Raw genomic sequence first — 20,244 nt, forward strand, 5'->3', positions numbered from 1 at the left:
AGCTCAAGGCATTCTCTTGAGTTTTTGTAAAAAATATGACCATCATCAATGCTCCAAAATCAGGTATTTATTCACTCTCGAAATGTTTGCAGGTGAACCAAAAAGGTAAAGCATATCGTCGGGCTCAATCGTTAAAGAAGGATCAATGTAGGTGATATATCTGTTTTTCCTTCTTATGGCCAGTACCGTGACGTTATAGTGGCTCTTTAATCCGCTTTCAAAGATTGTTTTTCCGACAATCTTATTGTCTTCCTGCTGCACCTCCAGGGAGGCAATCACCATATCAGGAATTTGCAATTGCAATGGTGAATGAAAGTGTTTTTCACCTCCGGCTTTTAAAAGGAGTTCATAGTTATGTGCCCTGATGTTGGTGACAAAAGATTGAATCTGATCAAAAGGGATTAAGTAACGGGTGAGCACTCTGGTGAAAATTTCGATGGAGGTTTCAAATTCTTCCGGGATTACTTCATCTGCGCCTAAGCGGAGTGTTTCCTCAATATCCTTTACTGAGCGCGTTCTGACAATAATATGAGCAGTTTCTGTGCTTTCACGAACAGTGGAAATAATCTTCTTTGCTTCTTCGGCATCTGAGATAGCGATTACCACTACCCTGGCATCATGGATGTTGACCTGTGCGAGGATATGCTGACTGGATGCATCACCAAAAACAACCAGGTGATTTTCATTTTTTGCCTTCCCGAAAGCTTCCTGATCAAGTTCGACGATTACCTGCGGGATTCCGGCCTGGCGCGCAGTGCGTGCTACATTTTGACCATTCAGTCCGAACCCTACAATTACCAGGTGATCGTGTAAATTTGTCGGTATCTCAGGAGGCAACTGCTTTTTGCTCTTCTGAAACTTTGTTAAACGGGCACGAACCCTTTCCGGTAAAGCAGCCCTGACCATCAGGTCGGAGAGGATCTCAGAGTAGCCAATCAGAAAAGGTGTTATCGCCATGGTGAGTATTGAGATGACCAGAAAGCTTTGATAGACATCATGGGTAATCAGATCATTCCGAATCCCGATGGTTGAAAGCAAGAATGAAAACTCACCCACCTGAAAAAGTGTGAAAGCCGCAATGAATGCCGTCCGGACAGTATATTTTTTAATTATAACGGTGAGCACAATAATGATCATTTTAAGTAAAATAACCCCGGTTGTTAAAAGCAACAGCAACCAAAGATTGTCAAAAAAGTATTGCAAATCAAGCAGCATCCCGACGGAGACAAAAAAGAAGCTGATAAATATTTCGCGGAACGGCAAAATGTTGGCAGTTGCCTGATGACTGTAATCCGACTCGGAAATGATCAATCCTGCGAAAAATGCTCCCAGGGCCAGGGACAGGCCGACGGAAGAGGTAAGCCAGGCGGTTGCAAAGCATAAAACTACCGTAGTGAGGATGAACAATTCCTGACTTCGGCTTTTCACAACATAGAATAAGATTTTTGGCACTACAAACCTGGCAAGTATAAACAGGAGACCAACAACAAGTATAAATTTTCCAAGCATTAATATCAGCGCTGGAAATGGGTCGCCGCCATTTCCTGCAAGTAGCGGGGTTATCAGGATCATTGGTACAACAATAAGATCCTGAAATATCAGGATACCCATTGCAATCCTACCTTGTGGAGTTTTCAACTGCCCGCGTTCCCCCAGCATTTTAAGCACGATGGCTGTGCTGCTTAACGATATCAGGAATCCCATAAAGATGGCCTGTTCTGGCGGCAATCCAAGCCAGTAAGCCCCAAAAGCAGTCAACAGGATGGTACCTCCCACCTGAAGTGAACCTCCGATCAAAACAGTGTTTTTGATTTTAACCAGTCCTTGGAGCGAAAATTCGATCCCAATCACAAATAATAGGAAAATGATGCCCGTTTCGGCAAGTATCTCAACTTCGTGAGAGGCTTTGATTAAGCTAAGTCCATAAGGGCCGGCAACAATTCCTGTTATCAGAAATCCCAGGATGGAAGGCATTTTAAAACGCTGGAAAAGTAAAATGATCAGGACTGAAAGCCCTAAGATAATCACTACCTCTTTTAATATCGGTAACTCCATTCAGCTTATTGATTTGATGATGGGTGGCAGCATGCACAATTGCGACCCAAAGTATTTCTCATAAAAGTATGATGGCAGCAAATGTATCAAAATTTCCCCACAACAAAAAACTCCGGCCGCAATCACGACCGGAGTCCATCAAGAAGGTGTTTAATCTAAAAAACGAATACTACTTTGTCAACTTCAGCTTGTGAACTTCGCTCGATCCATCGGTGGATTTCCAGGATTGGCTTTTCCTTTTATTTTCCATCACGATCCATGTTTTTGAAAATTCGGAATCTTCACCCTCGATAGTAACTATGTTTTCCTCCAGGGTCCAGGTAAAGGGCAGTTTATCTTCCATCAGAATTCCCATAATAGAATAGCTGATGTCTTTTGTTCCATTTCCGCTTTTTTCAAAGGTAATGGTGCCGATATTTGAAAGCACTGCCCCTTGTTTACCCTTTGTACTCTCTTCGTAGCTTGCGATGTTCCAAGTTCCGATAATCTTTTCCGAGCATGATGCCAGTGAAACCAGAATCATAAGCACAGCTGCAACTTTTAGTGTTTTTGTCATAATTATTGATTTTTTTACAAAGTAAATGCAAATTTTCTAACCCTTATTTAAAAGAACAAGACAATCTCACTTCATTTTTGTCCTAACTTCCTCAAATTCCTCCCCGGGCATACGGTGCAGCCTTTTGGTCGGTGAATTGGTTTTTGATAAATTTGAAATACCCTGTCATGGCAATCATGGCAGCATTATCGGTTGTAAACTGGAATTGTGGAATGTAGGTGTTCCAGTTCCAGGTTTGTCGTGCATCAATCAAAGCTTTACGCAGCCCTGAATTAGCTGATACTCCGCCGGCAATCGCCACCTCGCTGATATGATAGTAGTCGGCTGCCATCTTAAGTTTTTTCATCAGGATTCTTATGATTGTAGCTTGCAGCGAAGCACTCAGGTGGTGTTTATTTTGTTCGATAAAATCCGGATTTGTTTTCAGTTGGTCTCTTAAAAAGTAGAGAAACGAAGTTTTCAACCCGCTGAAGCTGTAGTTGTATCCAGCAACCTGTGGTTCGGGAAAGTGAAATATCTCCGGATCGCCTTCCTGAGACAGTTTATCCACGACAGGGCCTCCGGGGTAGGGCAGACTCATTATTTTAGCGGCTTTGTCGAAGGTTTCTCCGGCAGCGTCGTCAATGGTCTGACCAATAATCTCCATATCAAAATGATCTCTGACTACTACGATTTGTGTATGCCCTCCTGATACCGTCAGGCAGAGAAAAGGGAATTCAGGGTCTTTTTTTATTTCACCGGGCAAATGGATGAAATGAGCCAGGATGTGAGCCATCATATGATCCACTTCAATGAGCGGAATATCCAGCCCGAGCGAAAATGCCTTGGCGAACGAGGTACCGACAAGCAATGAACCAAGGAGTCCCGGGCCACGTGTGAAAGCAACGGCATCAATCTCATTTTTTGAGATTCCTGCCACCGACAGGGCTTCATGAATCACCGGAATGATGTTTTGCTGATGTGCCCGGGAAGCAAGTTCGGGTACCACACCGCCAAATTTCTGATGAACGTTCTGATTGGCGGTGACGTTTGACAGTACAACATTGTTGCGCAGGACAGCCGCCGAGGTGTCGTCGCAGGAGGATTCAATTCCAAGGATTATTGCCATACAAATGAGTGAATTTTTTGCAAAAATACGGATTAATCATCATCGCGCCGGGCTGATTCAAGAACGGCCTCATCATTGGTCTTATCCTCATTTGAATCTGAGGTGTTTCCCCTTTTAGACGAATCCCCGAAAAGGTCGCCAAAACGTTCGAATTCGCGACGATAAAACACGCCGACACCCTGGGTGTAGGGAGCATTGTTCTCGATAATGGACAGGTTGTTCGTGCGATTAAAGGCTTTTACCCTGAACCGGCCATCCTGTGTGATTTTATATTCCACGCTGATATCACCGACAACACTGCTTGTATTTTGTGCTGCTGAGGTTCCTCTCACTCCGAAATTACCATCGATCAAAAGCCTGTCGTTAAAAAGTTGTGTACGAAGTGCCACCTCAATCTCCTCTTCGGTGAGTTGGGAACCGGGCTGGTATTTGATGCCGATGTCGAAATCTTTACTGATTTTTGAGAGCATATTGCTCAACTGGTTGGAAAGCAACTTAAAGCTGGTGGCGCCTATATTTGGGCTGCTTGAAGTATAGCTGAAACTGTTAAGCAGCAAAAGTGAAAGAATTTGCTGGCTCATCACCGATTGGTCTGTAGTGTCAAGGGAGGCAAAAATGATCTCCTTGGTACTTTCGGGAACATTTACAAAATCCATCGAAAAACGTATGTCGGGATTAAAGAGATCGTTCTGAAGGTTAATGACGCACAACACCTCCACACGTGTATTGTAAATGGCCGATGAATCTGTTTGAAACTGCAACCCTGCCAGGCTGGTTTTTACACTATGAACGGCCTGGATGTTAACTTCTGCTTCATAAGGATCGCCTCTCCAGCTGATTTTGCTACCCTGGTTGATTTGAAAATCGCGGCCAATAAGATTTTCAAAAGTGAACCTGAATGTTCCTTTTGAAATTTCGTAATCGCCGTAAATGAAGAAATCGCCCCGCTTATTGATGTTCAGAAAGATATTTCCGGTCCCAACCCCTTCGATGTTACCGATGGTATTGGGAAGGAATATCTCAATTTCGGCATTTTGCGTAACATCCAAATCCAGGTTGATTTCCAGTCCTTTCAGGTTCACATTGTAGGCATTTTCAGTTTTTTCTTCATTTTCGCCCGTATTTCTGAAAATGATGAACTCGTTTTCCGAAACGCTGATCCCTGAGTTGATCGGAATTTTGATTTCTGTTCCATTGTCAGTGCGGGCAATGATGTTCATCATCAGGTCATCAATCGGCCCTTTCAGTGTAAAAACTCCTGAGGCTATGGCATTTCCGAAAAACAGATCGTTATCCTGAGAAGTAGTATTCAATACTTTGAAATTGTCGTGCGAGATGGTCAGGTCGAGTTCAAAATCCCTGAAATAGTTATGCCGGATGTTGCCGTAACAGGTGGCAGTTTTCCCTCTCATATCATTTAAGGTCAGGGCATTAAGGTTAACAAAATTCTCTTGTATGTCAACTGTACCGGATAACGAATAGTAAGTATTCAGGTAGTTGATCAGGAATTGAGTACGCATAAGACTTAGTTTGCCATCGAACACAGGTTTGTCGTATGTACCTCCTATTTTCAGGTTTCCACTTGCAAGGCTTTCCCGGTTAATCTTCGCATAATCTTTAATAAATGGATTAAAAAGTTGAATGCCAAGATTGTTTAACCGGGCATCCAAATCAAAGTTTATATCATCCCTTGTAGGGTAATATTTGCCTGAAAGTGATAACACCTGCCCAATTCCGACATTTCCTTTTTTATTGATCTGAAGTTCAACCGACAATGCACGCTCAGGGTCATTCCACCAGGTGTCCAGGTTGAGAACACCCAGTTCTTCCCCGTTAAGGAAAAGATCATTCAGGTTGATATCAATGATGAAATTGGGTTTTCCGAATAAGCCGGTGATGGTGGCGGCGCCATTCAGAATTCCATCTACATCCAGTTGTGTCGTGGTTAGCAGTTGATCAAAGTTATTGATGTTGATTTGCTGAAAAACCAGTTTGAGGCTGTCTGTTTCACTTTTCGACAGGGCGCCTTCGATCCCTAGTTTCGAACTGTTGCTGTAAAAATCTACATCATGAAAGACCAACACTCCCTGGTCAATCAGGATAGAATTCCCGGGTACGATATTCCATTTCTGGTTGTCAATCAACATGCTTAATTGTGACAAATGGTTTTTTAGCCGGTTGACATCTTCAATCACCACCATGCCAAGTATGTCCCCGGTATTTCTTTGTTCATTTGACAGATCATTCCAGGTTAAATCATAATAGAGTGAATCCGCGTGGAACTGAGTGATAAATTTCAGGCTGTCAATTCCAATTCCGTTTGGCGTTTGCCTGGTGGGTTCACTAAACAGTACTTTTTGTGCCGTAATGTCGAGGTAAAAAAGGCTGTCATCTGATGAGGTTGCAATCCTTCCATCAATAAATCTGGCTGATGAAAAAACCAGATAATCGGTACAAAACTCAAGATCAAATTTTTTATCCCCTGAATGAAATAGCCCTTGCAATATGGATTTTGGGGCAATGGATATGTTGGGGAGAAACAGATCTGTCAAAGGATCTATGTTTTTAAACCCAACCCAAAAATCGATTACCTGGGTTGATCCATTTATGGTAATGTTATTTATTACCTGAGGGAGAATGTCTGAATAGTTCCTGACGTAATTTGCCACAGCACCGGGTATTGAAGAAAATTGGTATTCCCCCTGGAAACTGGCATCTAACATATCCGAAACGATATTGAGTGAACGGATGCCATCGTTGGCTGTGGAAGTGGTGATGATCAGGCTATCGAGCGACAGTACCTGGCCGCCCTCAGTGTAAAGGGTGCTGTCAACCCGCATTCTTCCTGATATTTCATCCAGTCTTATTCCTGTGAAATTGATATCGAGATGTGTTGCCAGTGTTGAAATGGAGTTCCGTTCTGATAATTTCAGCCTGAACAAGTCAGCATGACGGATGTTGGCTTTGAAATTAAAGACCGGGTTCTGCTGGTTCAGGTCAACCAGTCCGTTGAACGAAAAGTCGAGGTTATCATCTTGCATTGCCAAAAAACCCTCAAACATTTGCTGGTTGAAATTCCCGTCAATACTGATGTTTTTATAATCATACCCTTTTATATTCAATGATGTAATCGCCCCATTGGTTGTCAGGTCGATGGTTTTTTGAGTAATTCCCTTCCCGTCAACATCAAGGTAAAAACTGGATTCACCTAAGATTGTTTCCATTCCCAGAAGTTTTCCGATATTGAACCGTTGAGCCTTGAGCGTTCCGGTGTAGGCAATATCGTTTTGCGCACCCGTTGTCCTGACAGTTAAGTCAGTGCCTATTTGGCCGAGTTTACTTTTTATATTCAATCGTGAAATAAAACTGTTGTAAAAACCGGTGTAGGTCCCTGAAACGTTAATTACACCGGCCGTCGTCAAGAGTTCGGGTATAGGTATGGCGCCGCTATCGCCCGGCAATGCAAATGACCGGACATCAAAGGCATCGGTGGTAAATCGCTCGATGTCGGCAACAACAAATGTTTTGAATATATCCGGCAATCCGGCCATTTCAACCGACCCTCTGAAAACAGTGTTCTTTCCATAACTTACATCCAGGTGTTCACCATGAAGGTCAGCCACTGTTCCCGTTATCTTGCCACTCAGATTTATAAAATCTGTCATCGTGAACATCACCGGGGCAAAATAGCCTATATTGCTCATATCGAGTGTGGTCGGACGAAAGTTGCCATGCATTTTAACCTGGTTTATGAAGTCGTTAAAAGCCAGCATATTTTCGTATTCAAACAGCAAATCGAGGTCGAGACTTGAGTTGTTGACTTCAGCCTTCATCTTCTCAACCGATAGTTCAACCGGACTAAACCTGACAATCCCTGAAAATGATTTTAAATCGAATCCGCTTCTTTCAGTGAAATTTATATTTTTAATCCCGACGCTTATCGTATCTCTGTCAATAACAAGGTCGTTGGCCTTAACCCGGATACCAACCAGTTCAACATTATCAAAGTCAACTCCTGCATAGCTTTCATATTTCCTGGTTTCGTTCAGGTAAGAAAAAGCAGCATCCTCAACTTCCAGGTTTTTAACCTTCAATTTCCATGGATTTGCCTTTTTGTTTACCGATAATGAATCTTCCGTTTTTGATTGGAAATTTTGCAGGAAATAGGCCAGGTTGTTCAGTTCATCCTCCTGATGTTTGTGGAGGCGGAACGCTGATTGTTTAATGCTCACACTCCTAAAGGTGATCGTTCGGTTTTTTCTGTTTATCCCCGAAAGGAAAAACTCAAGCCTGCCAACTTCCAACATGATGTCGCCATGTTCATCATAGATGTTTAAATTCCGAAGCAGGAAAGCACCCTTGTAGCTCAGGCTGATTTCACTGACGCTGACTTCTGTGCCAATCCATCGGGTAAGCCAGGCAGCGGCATATCTTGAAGTCAACGTTTGCACCTGGGGGTTACTTAAAAGCAGTATAGTTACCAACTGAAAAGAAAACAGTAAGGTAAAAAGATAAACGATGCTATGAAAAATGCGTTTTAAGATAACTGTCCGGATTTGATGAGTGAATTAAAATAACCACAACTGATGCCAACTTCCAGGCGATTTCAGAATTAATAACAACTTTTTTGCAAAAATATGATTGTTTATGGTAAATTCGCAGATTGTTTTCAGACGAAATTGACCTTGACGGGTTTTTTTTAACAAAATTCATTAAAAGCCTCATTTTATGAAAATTACAACACGCTTTTCGGTTATGCTGAATCAATTTGCTTTTACCCTGGTTCTGGGTTTGGCTTTCAACACAATGGCCTTTTCGCAAATCACCATCACCAGCAACGATATGCCATCGCCCAACGACACCGTGAGGAAAAGCCAGGCGCTCACTACCGGAGGAATTGATTATACAGTTACCGGGACCAATCATGTGTGGGATTTTTCCACCCTGGAACCATTAACCCAGACCGTCGATACCTTTGTTACGGTAAATTCGGTGCCCTTTCTTTACCAGTTGGTGTTTATCCCGAATATTGTGGCCAATGTTGCGCAAAAGTTCAGTGAGATTGATACCATTCCTGATCTTCCGATCACCGATCCTTTCCGGTTTTTTAGAAAAACCACAAACACATACAACGATGTTGGATACGCTATATCAGTGAGTGGCATTCCCATTCCTGTGCGTCTTAACCCTGCTGATGTCATTTACAAACTACCCCTGGCCTATGGCAACCTCGATTCGAGCAATGCAAGCGGCCAGTTGGGAGTTCCGGGATTTGGGTACATCGGTATTCAGCGAAAGCGGGTTAACCAGGTGGACGGTTGGGGTTCTCTAACCACCCCTTTCGGTACTTATGACGTATTGAGGCTGAAGTCAACAGTTTACGAAACCGATTCCATTTATCTCGATACATTGAATTTCGGGACTACAATCGAACGAACCTATATCGAATACAAGTGGCTGGCCAACGGGCATAAGGCGCCGCTGTTGCAGGTAACTGAGGAAGGGCCTCTGGTTCAGGTAGCTTACAAAGACTACATCCTCGACCCAACGGTGAGCGTCGGCCATGCAATGCTACCCGAAGCCAGTATTTCCATCTCACCAAACCCGTTTACGGATTATGCTGTAGTAAGTGTCATTATTGAAAGATCATCGAAAATCACTATTTCGTTAGTCAACCTGACCGGCGTAGAAGTTTACACAGTCTATGACGGGCAACTGCCTGAAGGAAAGCATTTTTTCACCTTGAATGTTGCTGGGAAAGGCCTGCCGAAAGCCACTTACCTTCTTAATGTGGAAAACGACGGAATATCGACCTACAGGAAAGTTATTATTCATTAACCAATGAACACTGCAACCCCTAAAAGCTTTGTTGTTTATAAGTCCTCCGCTGGTTCTGGCAAGACCTACACCCTTGTCAGGGAGTACATCCGCCTGGTCATAAACAATCCTGAACGTTATTCAAACATCCTGGCCATCACCTTCACCAACAAGGCGGCCAATGAGATGAAGAGCAGGATATTGAGTAATCTAAGGGGTCTCTCTGTGTGCACGGAACCGGGCATTGATGTTGATACTGCCCGGCTGGCTGACAGTTTAGGCAAGTCTTTAAACCTTGATTACAGCCAGGTTGCTTGGCGAGCCAATATGGCTCTCACACTCATCCTTCATAATTACTCTAACTTTGCCGTTAGCACCATCGACAGCTTTGTGCATCGCCTTGTAAGGGTGTTTGCCAAAGATCTGAGACTGCCTGTCAACTTCGAAGTAGAGTTGGACGCCGATAAACTGATTACCAAATCCATCGACCTGCTCATCAGCAAGGTAGGAACCGACCCCGATCTCACCAACGCCCTGGTCAGGTTTATCGAAAGCAAAATGGATGACGAGAAAAGCTGGAACATCGAAAAAGAGTTGAAGAAGTTTACCAAAAATCTCCTGCAAGAGAGCAGCTTTGAAGCCTTAAAGCGGCTTCGCGGACTGTCGGTTGCCGAATACATCGACATCAGCAAACGGCTTTCAGTAATCAGGTACAAATTCGAGGACCAGCTTTATCAAATTGCCTGCAAAGCCATTGACCTGATTAAAAGTAACAATATTGGACAGGATGCATTTTATCATGGAAGCCAGGGGATTTCAGCGTATCTCGCAAAACTGGCAAACCGGAATTTTTCCGCAATCAGTCCAAATTCTCATGTACTTAACACAATCAGGGATAATAAATGGACAAGCAGTAAATGTTCTGCTTCTGAAGCCCAGGCCATTCAATTCATCAAACCTGAATTATCCGGTTTAATGCAAACTATTTTTCAGCATCTCGAAAATGGTTTTGAGGAATACATCCTGAGCAAGCTCGTCCATCAGAATATCTACCTGGTTGCGGTGCTATCGGAGATCGAAAAGGTGATGGAGGAATTTCGGCAGAATGAGAATATTGTTCATATTTCGGAATTCAACAAACGCATAGCAGCGATTGTACAAAAAGAGGCCATTCCTTTCATTTACGAACGAATTGGCGAAAAATACCGTCATTACCTGCTGGACGAGTTCCAGGACACCTCGTTGCTCCAGTGGCAGAACCTTGTTCCACTGCTCGAAAACTCGCTGAGCGCCAACCACTTCAATATGATTGTCGGTGATGGAAAACAGGCCATTTACCGATGGCGTAATGGCGAAGTGGAGCAGTTTGCAGTACTTCCAAAAATATTAAACCGGGGAAATGATTCGCTATCGGTCGCAAGAGAAAATCTGTTTGTCAATCAATATCGTTCCGAAAACCTCAATGTCAACTACCGTTCAGGCGCTGAGATCATAAATTTCAACAACCGGTTTTTTGAATTTACCAGGCAACAGCTTGCCGAAGGTTTTCAACCCATCTACGCTGATATTAAGCAGGAGCATGATCCAAATAAAACCGGCGGATACATCCACATCGAATTTTTAAGCGCAACTGGCCTGAATAAAGAGGAGTATGAACAGAAAATGCTTGACCGGGTGCTTGATCTTGTCCAAAAGAATTTGCAGTACTACACCCCTGAAAGCATTGCAATTCTCACCCGGACAAAAGCACAGGGAAGCATGACTGCCAGGCATCTGATGCAAAACGGTATTAGTGTGGTTTCGTCTGAAGTGTTGCTGCTGTCGGCAAGTCCGGAGGTTCTTTTTATGATCTCTTTGCTGCAATACCTGCTCGTTCCGGATAACAAAATCGCGCTGGCTGAAGTCCTGACATATCTGGTGCAACAGCAGAAAGTTAAAGATGATGGATTGGATGCGATTTTTCAACAATGTAAGGAGTTAAACCAGGAAAACCCGGCAGCCAAGCCGGTTGAACAAATCCTCAGGGAAAACGGGATTTTTTTTCATAGGGAACTGCTTTATTCACTCCCGCTTCCAGAGTTTTTCGAGGAGCTAATCAACGCTTTCGGACTGGATCAAAATGGAAACGATCCTTTCATCCAGTTCTTCATCGACCTGGTTTATGACTATAATTCCACTTACAACGACTCCGCTTCGGAGTTTCTGACCTTTTGGAATGATTCCGGTTGCGCTAAATCCATCATCATCCCTGAAGCTACACCTTCGGTGCGCATCATGACGATCCACAAGGCAAAGGGACTACAATTCCCGGTTGTTATTTACCCTTTTGCCATCGAACGATCACAACTCTCGACAAATGAGGCCTGGATTGAAACTAAGTTTAAAACGATTCCGGAACTTGAAATGGCGCTGATCGGACTTAACAAAGAACTTGAGAAAACATCATTTGGCATTATCTACCAGCATGAGTCGGACAAATCTTTTCTCGATACCCTCAACCTGCTTTATGTGACCATGACCCGGCCGAAAGAGCGACTTTACATTTTATCAAAGGATAAAACAAATGAAAAAGGCGAATGGAAAATTTCCAGCTCATTTCCGGATGTAGCCGACCTGCTGCATGAATACTTAGAAAAGGAGAATTTAAAACCTGATGAAAGAGGGGTTTACTGCGCGGGTAAGGAAAATTCACCACCTATGCGTTCAAAGGCTGAAGTGATCAACCTGGAATCAGTCCATGCGGGATACAATGCAGGTAAGTGGAGAAGAAAAATCCTGCTGCACCGGGAAGCAGCCAGGATATGGAAAACAGATAAGCAGGACGAAAGCCGTGAAAAGGGGCTGCTTCTGCACTACATCATGTCGCAGCTCAACACCAGGAAAGACCTTGATCTTGTTTTATCCTCCTTCGAAAGCAATGGCCTCCTCGGAAGCAGTCAAATAGCAGGATTGAGGGCAGAAATCGAAAAGGTGATGGCCAGGCCGGAGATCAGCAGCTATTTTGACGATGGCAACCGGGTTTTTAACGAAAAAGAAATCCTGTTGCAGGATGGCACTATAATGCGGCCTGACCGGGTGGTTTTCACCCCTGAAAAAGTGGTGGTGATGGACTATAAAACCGGGAAGAAAAACCCATCTCACCTGCTGCAGCTGCAGCGATACGCCGAAGCATTAAGCCAAATGGGATATAGAAATATTGAGCAACAAATCGTTTACCTTGATCCGGGATTACATGAGTAAAAAGGTAATCGGATAAAAGTTTTTTTACCGGAAAATTGTTTTTAAGTGTTTTTTTAATCTACTTTTGAAGTGCAAAACCGTTTCTCCATGAACGACGACCAAATAAAACTGATTGCCGCCGAGTTGAACCTGCAGCCTCGCCAGGTGAAGAGCACATTGCTACTGCTTGAACAGGGAGCAACGATCCCCTTTGTAGCAAGATATCGCAAGGAGATTACCGGCGGACTCAATGAGGAGCAAATCGCGGGAATCCGCGACCGGCATGAAAAACTGGCTGAGATTGCCAAACGACGCGAAAGTATCATCAACACCCTGAAGGAAACCGATCAACTGACCTCAGAACTGGAACAGCAGTTGTTTAAAGCCATGACCATGGCCGAACTGGAAGACATATACCTGCCATACAGGCCAAAACGAAAGACCCGCGCCAGCGTTGCACGCGACAAGGGGCTGGAACCTTTGGCCAAACTGATCATGCGTCAGCAGCATGGCGACATCGAAAGCATTGCCCGCAGATACGTGATCCCGGAAAATGGTGTCGAAACAGTTGAAGATGCATTGGCCGGAGCGCGCGACATCATTGCTGAATGGGTGAATGAAAATCGGCTTGCCCGCGAACGGTTGAGAATACTTTACCAACGCAAAGCCACCATTAAATCGGAGGTGATCAAAACGAAAGAGGAGGTTGCCGGTAATTTCTCCAATTATTTCAACTTTGAGGAACCGCTGGACCGTGCCCCGTCGCACCGTATCCTTGCCATGCTCAGGGGTGAGAATGAGGGCTTTCTCAAGATTCGGATCGCTCCACCCGAAAACCCTGCCCTCAGGGCAATTGAAAGGGTTTTTGTAAGAAACGAGAGTGATGCGGCCATGCATGTGATAAAGGCGATACAGGATGCCTACAAACGGTTATTACAACCTTCGCTCGAAAATGAATTCCGCACTACAGCCAAGGAGCGTGCCGACGAAGAAGCCATCCGCGTGTTTGCAGACAATGCCCGGCAATTGCTCATGGCGCCGCCAATGGGTCAGAAACGCGTGCTGGCCATTGACCCGGGATTCAGATCAGGATGCAAAATGGTTTGCCTCGACGAACAGGGAAAACTGCTCCACAATGAGACCATTTTCCCCCACCCTCCACAAAATGAGGTAAAACAATCCATCAATAAAATTGAGCAACTGGTGGATGCCTATAAAATTGATGCCATCGCCATTGGGAACGGAACCGGTGGTCGCGAGACGGAGCGGCTGGTGAAATACCTGCGGTTTAACCGTGACGTGATAGCTGTGGTGGTGAACGAAAGCGGTGCTTCGGTCTATTCAGCTTCAGCAACTGCCAGGGAAGAGTTTCCGGAATATGATGTAACGGTGCGCGGTGCTGTTTCAATCGGTCGTCGCCTGATGGACCCGCTGGCCGAGCTGGTCAAAATTGATCCGAAATCGATCGGCGTTGGCCAGTATCAGCATGATGTAAATCAATCGCGTCTGGCGCGCAGCCTCGAAGATACCGTGATGAGTTGCGTGAATGCCGTCGGCGTGGAAGTAAATACCTCCAGCAAGCAATTGCTCGCTTTCGTTTCGGGCGTCGGGCCTGTTTTAGCGCAAAACATCATTGATTACCGCAACGAAAATGGCGCTTTCACCTCCCGCGGAGAATTGATGAAAGTACCCCGTTTCGGTCCCAAAGCCTTTGAGCAGGCAGCCGGCTTTTTGCGGATCAGGAACAGTAAAAACCCACTGGACAAAAGCGCTGTTCACCCCGAAAGTTATCATATCGTCGAGAAAATGGCCGATTCCCTTGCTGTCACTGTCGAAGACCTGATCAAAACTGACGAGCTGAGGGCAAAGATCAACATAGAGGATTTTGTTACCGAACAGGCCGGCATGCCTACGCTTCAGGACATCATGGAGGAGCTGGCCAAACCCGGTCGTGATCCGCGCGAGAAATTCGGGGTGTTCCAGTTTACCGAAGGGGTCAACTCAATCAAAGACCTGCATGAAGGAATGGAACTCCCCGGAATCGTGACCAACATCACTGCCTTCGGCGCTTTCGTGGATGTGGGCGTTCATCAGGACGGACTCGTTCATAAAAGCAAGATTGCCGAAAAATTTATTGCCGATCCATCCGAAATCCTTAAACTCAATCAGCGTGTCAGGGTGAAAGTGGAAGAAATTGACGTCGAACGTAAACGGATTCAGTTCACGATGATCGGCGTTGAGCAACCCCGGTATATCTGATTCAGCATATTCCGCAGAAGTACTGCGGACAAAATTCAAAACTTTTCCATTCAGGTTAGGCTAAGCCAGAAATGACTCTCGTTGGTAACTATTTGATAAACTTATCATCCAGATTTAGAAATAAAACTGTAATATGGAAGAGTTGTAAACGCGGAAGTTGGCTTGAAAGAGGTAATTGTTCAAATGAATTTAACCGGGAAAAAGTCAATCATTTCTTTCTGATTGACATTACGAATAACTCATCCGTTGAGATGAACTTATTCCATCCCTTTTTATTAAACCTTTCTGAAGTTCCTTGTCACCACTCCACAATCTTCCTCTCTTGTGTTCTGTTAAAGCGACAAACTCTGTATCGTCAATATCAATATCCCTGGTCAACGATTCCGCAATCAAATAAGATTCCTTTAAAATTAGCCGGATATTGATAAAGCGAATTTTCTTCGTAATCAATGTGATAATCTTATCCAATTCATGATCAGTGTAGTTGGTCAGGGATTTAATTTTTTGTTTATGCTCCTCAATTTCATGCAGCAACTAATCTGTTGAATAAAAATTGATCCTCCCTCCGGGTTGTAGTAAAATTCTTGCCAGTTTGCTGTTGGTGTTCAGTATTGAACTGAAAACAATGTTGGTGTCAACAACAACTCTCAGGGGTCTAATTGCTTTTTAGTTTTTTCCCAACGCCCAACGTTGATAGATTTGACGAGATTGTCAACGTCTGTTTGGGTAGCTTTTGATTTTTTTGTAATCTCACTATATTCGAACCAGTCAGTCAAGTCCTGCAATTCGTCGAGGTTCAGGTTTCCTGGCAACCTGAAAATAATTTCATCTGGCGTTCTTTCGATAATCATGATAAATTCTCCAATGTTTCCAGCAAAAGTAACAAATTTCAGAAATCTGATTGTTACTCCGTGATAAACGTAATTTAATAAACTTTCATCTACCGTTCTGCTTAGGCTCCAGCCTGTAGATCAGATAATTAAAAGACAATTCAATAACTTTATGAAAAAAACAGGAACAATGCCCGATGATGTACTTAATTTAATAAATTTGCACCTAAATATAAACAGACACGAAAGACTGAGCAGTACGACATACAAGTGCTCAATAAATTACTATCAAACAAACTGGAAAGTATAAATGCAAACACAATTTCAATACATAACTGACTTAGCAAAGCAGTATCAAAGTTATTCCGAAAACCCGAATGATTTGTTTGCTGCTATTAATAGTTTGCCAAAAAACTTGGTCGAAGAAGTCTTCAAAGAATATGGTGACTCCGACCGAAGTTTCAAACCAGTGAATTTGTTAAGGGCCGAAATTTCGCGTAAACTATTGCAAGACGAAACAATAACTGAGGCACTAGTAGATGAGATCAAGGAAAAAATCAGAGCTAAAGATGTTGGCTATTTTAATCACTACAAAGAGGATTTCTTAAAGCAACTTCAAGATTACGAACTATTTAAAAGAGACCTATTTGCGAACTGGCAAAGACCGTGGAGCGTTTGTCATGTCCTTTACTACAGAGGGATAATCAAAGAAACCGTACAAATTTATTTGGAGCAAATTGCAAATGATTTACTTAAACAGCTGAATTTAAATGATTACACTTTCCATACCGTGGATTTTCAAGGGCCAAATAATTTTGGCTCTGATTTTTGTTGGATTGCATTGTACCCAATCACAAAGGAATCCCACAAAGAAAGTTATCAATTTTTTATTCGTTTAGGGGCATCATCCGAAGCAGGGCAAATTGCAGGTTGGTCTATTAAAGAACCGCAACCAAATAATCTGAAAGAGATTAGTACATACGAAGAGGCGTTTTCAATTTTAAAAGAATTGAAACCTGAAATAACTAAACTCAATAAAGAAAGCAGAAACTATTTCAAATTTTCCCCTGGAAGCCAAGCATCTGAATGGACTACATTTTTAAAAGAAGGCGTTGCTGCTATTCGATTCATTGATTTAGATGTCGGTGATATTTCTAAGTTTAATTCAAGAGCTGAAGTAAACATAGAGGCTGGATTGCCGCCAGATAATCAATCAAATCAGACTTGGAATCTTTGGCTGCTAAAATCTGCAAACATTGGTGATGTTGTATTTGCAAACAAAGGTGTTAATACTTGTATCGGTATCGGAATCATAAAAAGTGATTATTATTTTGATGAAAAAGCTGGAGGTTATAATCATAGAAGAAGGATAAATTGGATTACTGACAAGGTTTATCAATATAAACCCAATTCATTGGACTATCCAATTGGTGGGAAATACAAAACGCTTTTCAGACCGGACACCTTCAGCCCCACAAAAGTGTGGGAATTTCTATTAAAGGAATATGTAAGATTGTACCCTGAGCTTGCAAAAGTCTTTTCTGAAAATGAATTGCCGTTTGAAACTATTGAAACTGAAATTTTTGATACTGATAATCAAAAACAAGGCCCTAAGTTTTTAAGATTTTTTAATCCACTTTTAAAGGTTTTAAACAAGGTAGGTGAAGGAAAACCTTCAGATGTGACTAAACAAGTACTTGATGAATTCACTTTTACCGATGAGGAGTTAGAAGAAAAATCAAAAAATGGTGTACCGCTTATTTACAATCAAGTTGCTTGGGCAAGAAATTATTTGAAAGATGGAGGTTTAATTTCTAATGAGAAACGTGGAGTTTGGTCTTTAACAGAGCTTGGTAAAAATAAAACACTTACTAACAAAGAAGCTTTCGAATTATTTAAGTTGGTTCAGTCCAAGTTCAAGAAGTCATCTGAAGATTATAGTATAAACGTTGATATTCAGCCAGAAAGCTCGAAAGAAAATGAACCTCTAAATTTCTGGTGGCTCAATGCAAACCCGAAAATTTGGAGCATGAGCATTCTAATTGAAGGAGATAGAGAAACTTACACTACACATAACGAAAAAGGTAACAAACGAAGGATTTACAAATACTTTGAAGCAGCTAAGCCTGGCGATTTAATTATTGGATACGAAAGCACTCCAACCAAGCAGATAAAAGGAATCTATGAAGTAACTAAAGGAATTCATACCACTGCAAATGGTGAAGAAATTGAATTTCAATTGGCTGAAAAGTTAGAAATACCAGTACATTGGAACGAACTGAAGAATAATCCTGCATTACAAAATTGCGAGGTGTTTATCAATAACCAGGGAAGTTTGTTTAAACTGACAGAGGAAGAATATGATATAATTCGCGAAATTATTGATAATAAGAACACAATCATTACGGTTAAAACACCAAAGAAATACAAATTTACAGAAGATGCTGACAAACCCTTTATTAGCGAAACCGACTTTTTGCAAACTGTTACTTTACTGAGAAGAAAGAAGAATGTCATTTTGCAAGGTCCTCCAGGCGTTGGCAAAACTTTCATTGCCCGAAAATTGGCCTATGAAATAATGCAGGAAGTAAAAGATGCAAATATCGAAATGGTGCAGTTTCACCAATCCTACAGCTATGAAGATTTCATTCAAGGTTTAAGACCAACGCAAAAAGGCGGTTTTGATTTAAAAGATGGTATTTTTTATTCGTTCTGCCAGAGAGCATTGGCACATCGGGAAAGACTTTTCTTTTTCATTATTGACGAAATAAACAGAGGGAACCTGAGTAAAATTTTTGGTGAACTGATGATGCTTATTGAAGCAGACAAAAGAGAAGAAAAGTTTGCCTTAAAGCTAACTTATGCAGAAGATGAGGAAGACCGATTTTATGTTCCTGAAAATCTTTACATCATAGGAACCATGAATACAGCAGACCGTTCTTTGGCAATCGTTGATTATGCGTTGAGAAGAAGATTTGCTTTTGTTACACTCCAACCCGACTATGGTGAGAATTTCCGTTCATTCCTCTCATTTAAAGGATTATCGGCTCAAATAATTGATCACATTTGTTCATCAGTTACAAAAGTAAATAGCAAAATCAAAGATGATATAAATCTTGGTGAAGGCTTCCAAATCGGACACAGCTATTTCTGTACATTTATGGAAGGCGAAGATGAAAACAATTGGTGGAATGAAGTTTTGAGTTTCGAACTAAAACCGCTTTTAGCGGAAATTTGGTTTGATGATTCTGCAAAAGTAGCAGAAGTTTTAAAGCAACTTTCACGGTAGCCGATGCAAATACCTATTGAAAATATTTACTTTCTACTTTGCTATGCCTGGAATAAGCTAGACGAGAAGGAACGCGTAGACGTTTGCATTGACGACAAAACAGAATTGCTTGACCTTTTTGCAAAGGTTTTAATCAACGCCACTAAAATGATATTAAAGAGAGGTATTGATAAAAACTATGTTGACCATACAGAAGTAATTGGAGGCGTTAAAGGGAAAGTTCAAATCAGCCAAACACTCAAAAGCAACTTGCTTTTCAAGCAAAGAACCATTTGCAATTTTGATGATTTTTCTGCAAACATACTTTTAAACCAAATTTTAGTTTCAACAATAAACAGGCTTATCCGAACCAAAGGTCTTGACAGGCAACTTAAAAGCGATTTAGTTTCCTTACAAAGAATGCTCTCCGGCATTGACCAAATTGAAATTACCAATCCATTATTCAAACAAGTTAGACTAAGCAGAAATAATCATTTCTATGGCTTTGTAATGAATGTTTGCCAAATCATTTACGAAAGCACATTTCCTTCGGAAGAGCAAGGAAAATATAAGTTTTCAGACTTTACAAGAGATGACAGTAAGATGAATCAGCTGTTTGAAGCATTCATCAGGAATTTTTATAGAATAGAACAGAACAAATACAAAACAGTTAAAAAGGAAACCATAAAGTGGCAGTTCGACAATACTGACATCGAAAGTTATCAGTACTTGCCGCAAATGGAGACAGACATTACTTTGGAAAATGAAACAGAGAAAGTAATAATTGATGCTAAGTTTTATCGAGAAACAATGACTTTGAATTATGACAAGGAAAAAATTAAATCATCCAATATGTACCAGTTGTTCAGCTATCTGTTAAACCAGCAAGAGAACAATTCTAAAACTCAAAATGCAACCGGGATTTTGCTTTATCCGACAATTGAAACAGACTATAATTTGAACTTTAAATATGCTGGACATAAAATTTTGATAAGGACAGTTAACTTAAATTCAAATTGGAGAAATATTTCATCACGCTTAAAAGACATTATTGAATTTGATTCAATGCCAATTTGAAAGTATAATTTATTAGGTAATCGTTACATCACATCTTCCCAATTGGCTTATTTTT

Annotated in this window: 11 protein-coding genes; 5 read left to right on the top strand and 6 right to left on the bottom strand. The window is 42.0% G+C overall.

Annotation, left to right across the window (positions count from 1 at the left end; translation table 11 throughout):
* Nucleotides 1-45: 45 nt before the first annotated feature.
* The 4 genes from IH598_00805 to IH598_00820 all read right to left on the bottom strand — a co-directional run bounded on the left by IH598_00805 (nt 46) and on the right by IH598_00820 (nt 8,170).
* Nucleotides 46-2,055 (bottom strand): cation:proton antiporter, encoded by a 2,010-nt coding sequence (locus IH598_00805; GenBank protein MBE0637041.1) that lies wholly within the window; start codon nt 2,053-2,055, stop codon nt 46-48.
* Between the two features lie 169 nt (nt 2,056-2,224).
* Nucleotides 2,225-2,611: a lipocalin family protein gene (locus IH598_00810; protein ID MBE0637042.1), complete on the bottom strand. Its 387-nt coding sequence runs from the start codon at nt 2,609-2,611 to the stop codon at nt 2,225-2,227.
* A 91-nt stretch (nt 2,612-2,702) separates the two neighbouring features.
* Entirely contained in the window at nt 2,703-3,719 is a 1,017-nt protein-coding gene (gene tsaD / locus IH598_00815) for a tRNA (adenosine(37)-N6)-threonylcarbamoyltransferase complex transferase subunit TsaD (protein ID MBE0637043.1), read from the bottom strand.
* 32 nt (nt 3,720-3,751) lie between these two features.
* Nucleotides 3,752-8,170, bottom strand: coding sequence for a translocation/assembly module TamB domain-containing protein (locus IH598_00820; GenBank protein ID MBE0637044.1), 4,419 nt, complete (start codon nt 8,168-8,170; stop codon nt 3,752-3,754).
* A gap of 277 nt (nt 8,171-8,447) precedes the next feature.
* Between IH598_00820 and IH598_00825 the strand changes: the two genes are divergently transcribed.
* From IH598_00825 to IH598_00835, 3 genes are all read left to right on the top strand, one after another.
* Entirely contained in the window at nt 8,448-9,557 is a 1,110-nt protein-coding gene (locus IH598_00825; GenBank protein ID MBE0637045.1) for a T9SS type A sorting domain-containing protein, read from the top strand.
* A 3-nt stretch (nt 9,558-9,560) separates the two neighbouring features.
* On the top strand, nt 9,561-12,776 hold the full coding sequence (locus IH598_00830; GenBank protein ID MBE0637046.1) for a UvrD-helicase domain-containing protein: 3,216 nt from the start codon (nt 9,561-9,563) through the stop codon (nt 12,774-12,776).
* Nucleotides 12,777-12,863: 87 nt separating this feature from the next.
* Nucleotides 12,864-15,014 (top strand): RNA-binding transcriptional accessory protein, encoded by a 2,151-nt coding sequence (locus IH598_00835; GenBank protein MBE0637047.1) that lies wholly within the window; start codon nt 12,864-12,866, stop codon nt 15,012-15,014.
* Between the two features lie 228 nt (nt 15,015-15,242).
* Here IH598_00835 and IH598_00840 read toward each other — a convergent pair whose 3' ends face one another.
* On the bottom strand, nt 15,243-15,548 hold the full coding sequence (locus IH598_00840; GenBank protein MBE0637048.1) for a hypothetical protein: 306 nt from the start codon (nt 15,546-15,548) through the stop codon (nt 15,243-15,245).
* A gap of 113 nt (nt 15,549-15,661) precedes the next feature.
* Nucleotides 15,662-15,865 carry a hypothetical protein gene (locus IH598_00845; GenBank protein ID MBE0637049.1) on the bottom strand — a complete coding sequence of 68 codons (204 nt, stop codon included), beginning with the start codon at nt 15,863-15,865 and terminating at the stop codon, nt 15,662-15,664.
* A 289-nt stretch (nt 15,866-16,154) separates the two neighbouring features.
* Here IH598_00845 and IH598_00850 point away from each other — a divergent pair, with 289 nt between their 5' ends.
* Nucleotides 16,155-19,133 (top strand): EVE domain-containing protein, encoded by a 2,979-nt coding sequence (locus IH598_00850; GenBank protein MBE0637050.1) that lies wholly within the window; start codon nt 16,155-16,157, stop codon nt 19,131-19,133.
* A gap of 3 nt (nt 19,134-19,136) precedes the next feature.
* A complete protein-coding gene (mcrC, locus tag IH598_00855; GenBank protein MBE0637051.1) occupies nt 19,137-20,189 on the top strand; it encodes a 5-methylcytosine-specific restriction endonuclease system specificity protein McrC in 1,053 nt (350 codons plus the stop codon).
* Nucleotides 20,190-20,244 lie beyond the last annotated feature (55 nt).

The sequence above is a fragment of the Bacteroidales bacterium genome (assembly GCA_014860585.1).
In the GTDB taxonomy this organism is placed as follows: domain Bacteria; phylum Bacteroidota; class Bacteroidia; order Bacteroidales; family 4484-276; genus RZYY01.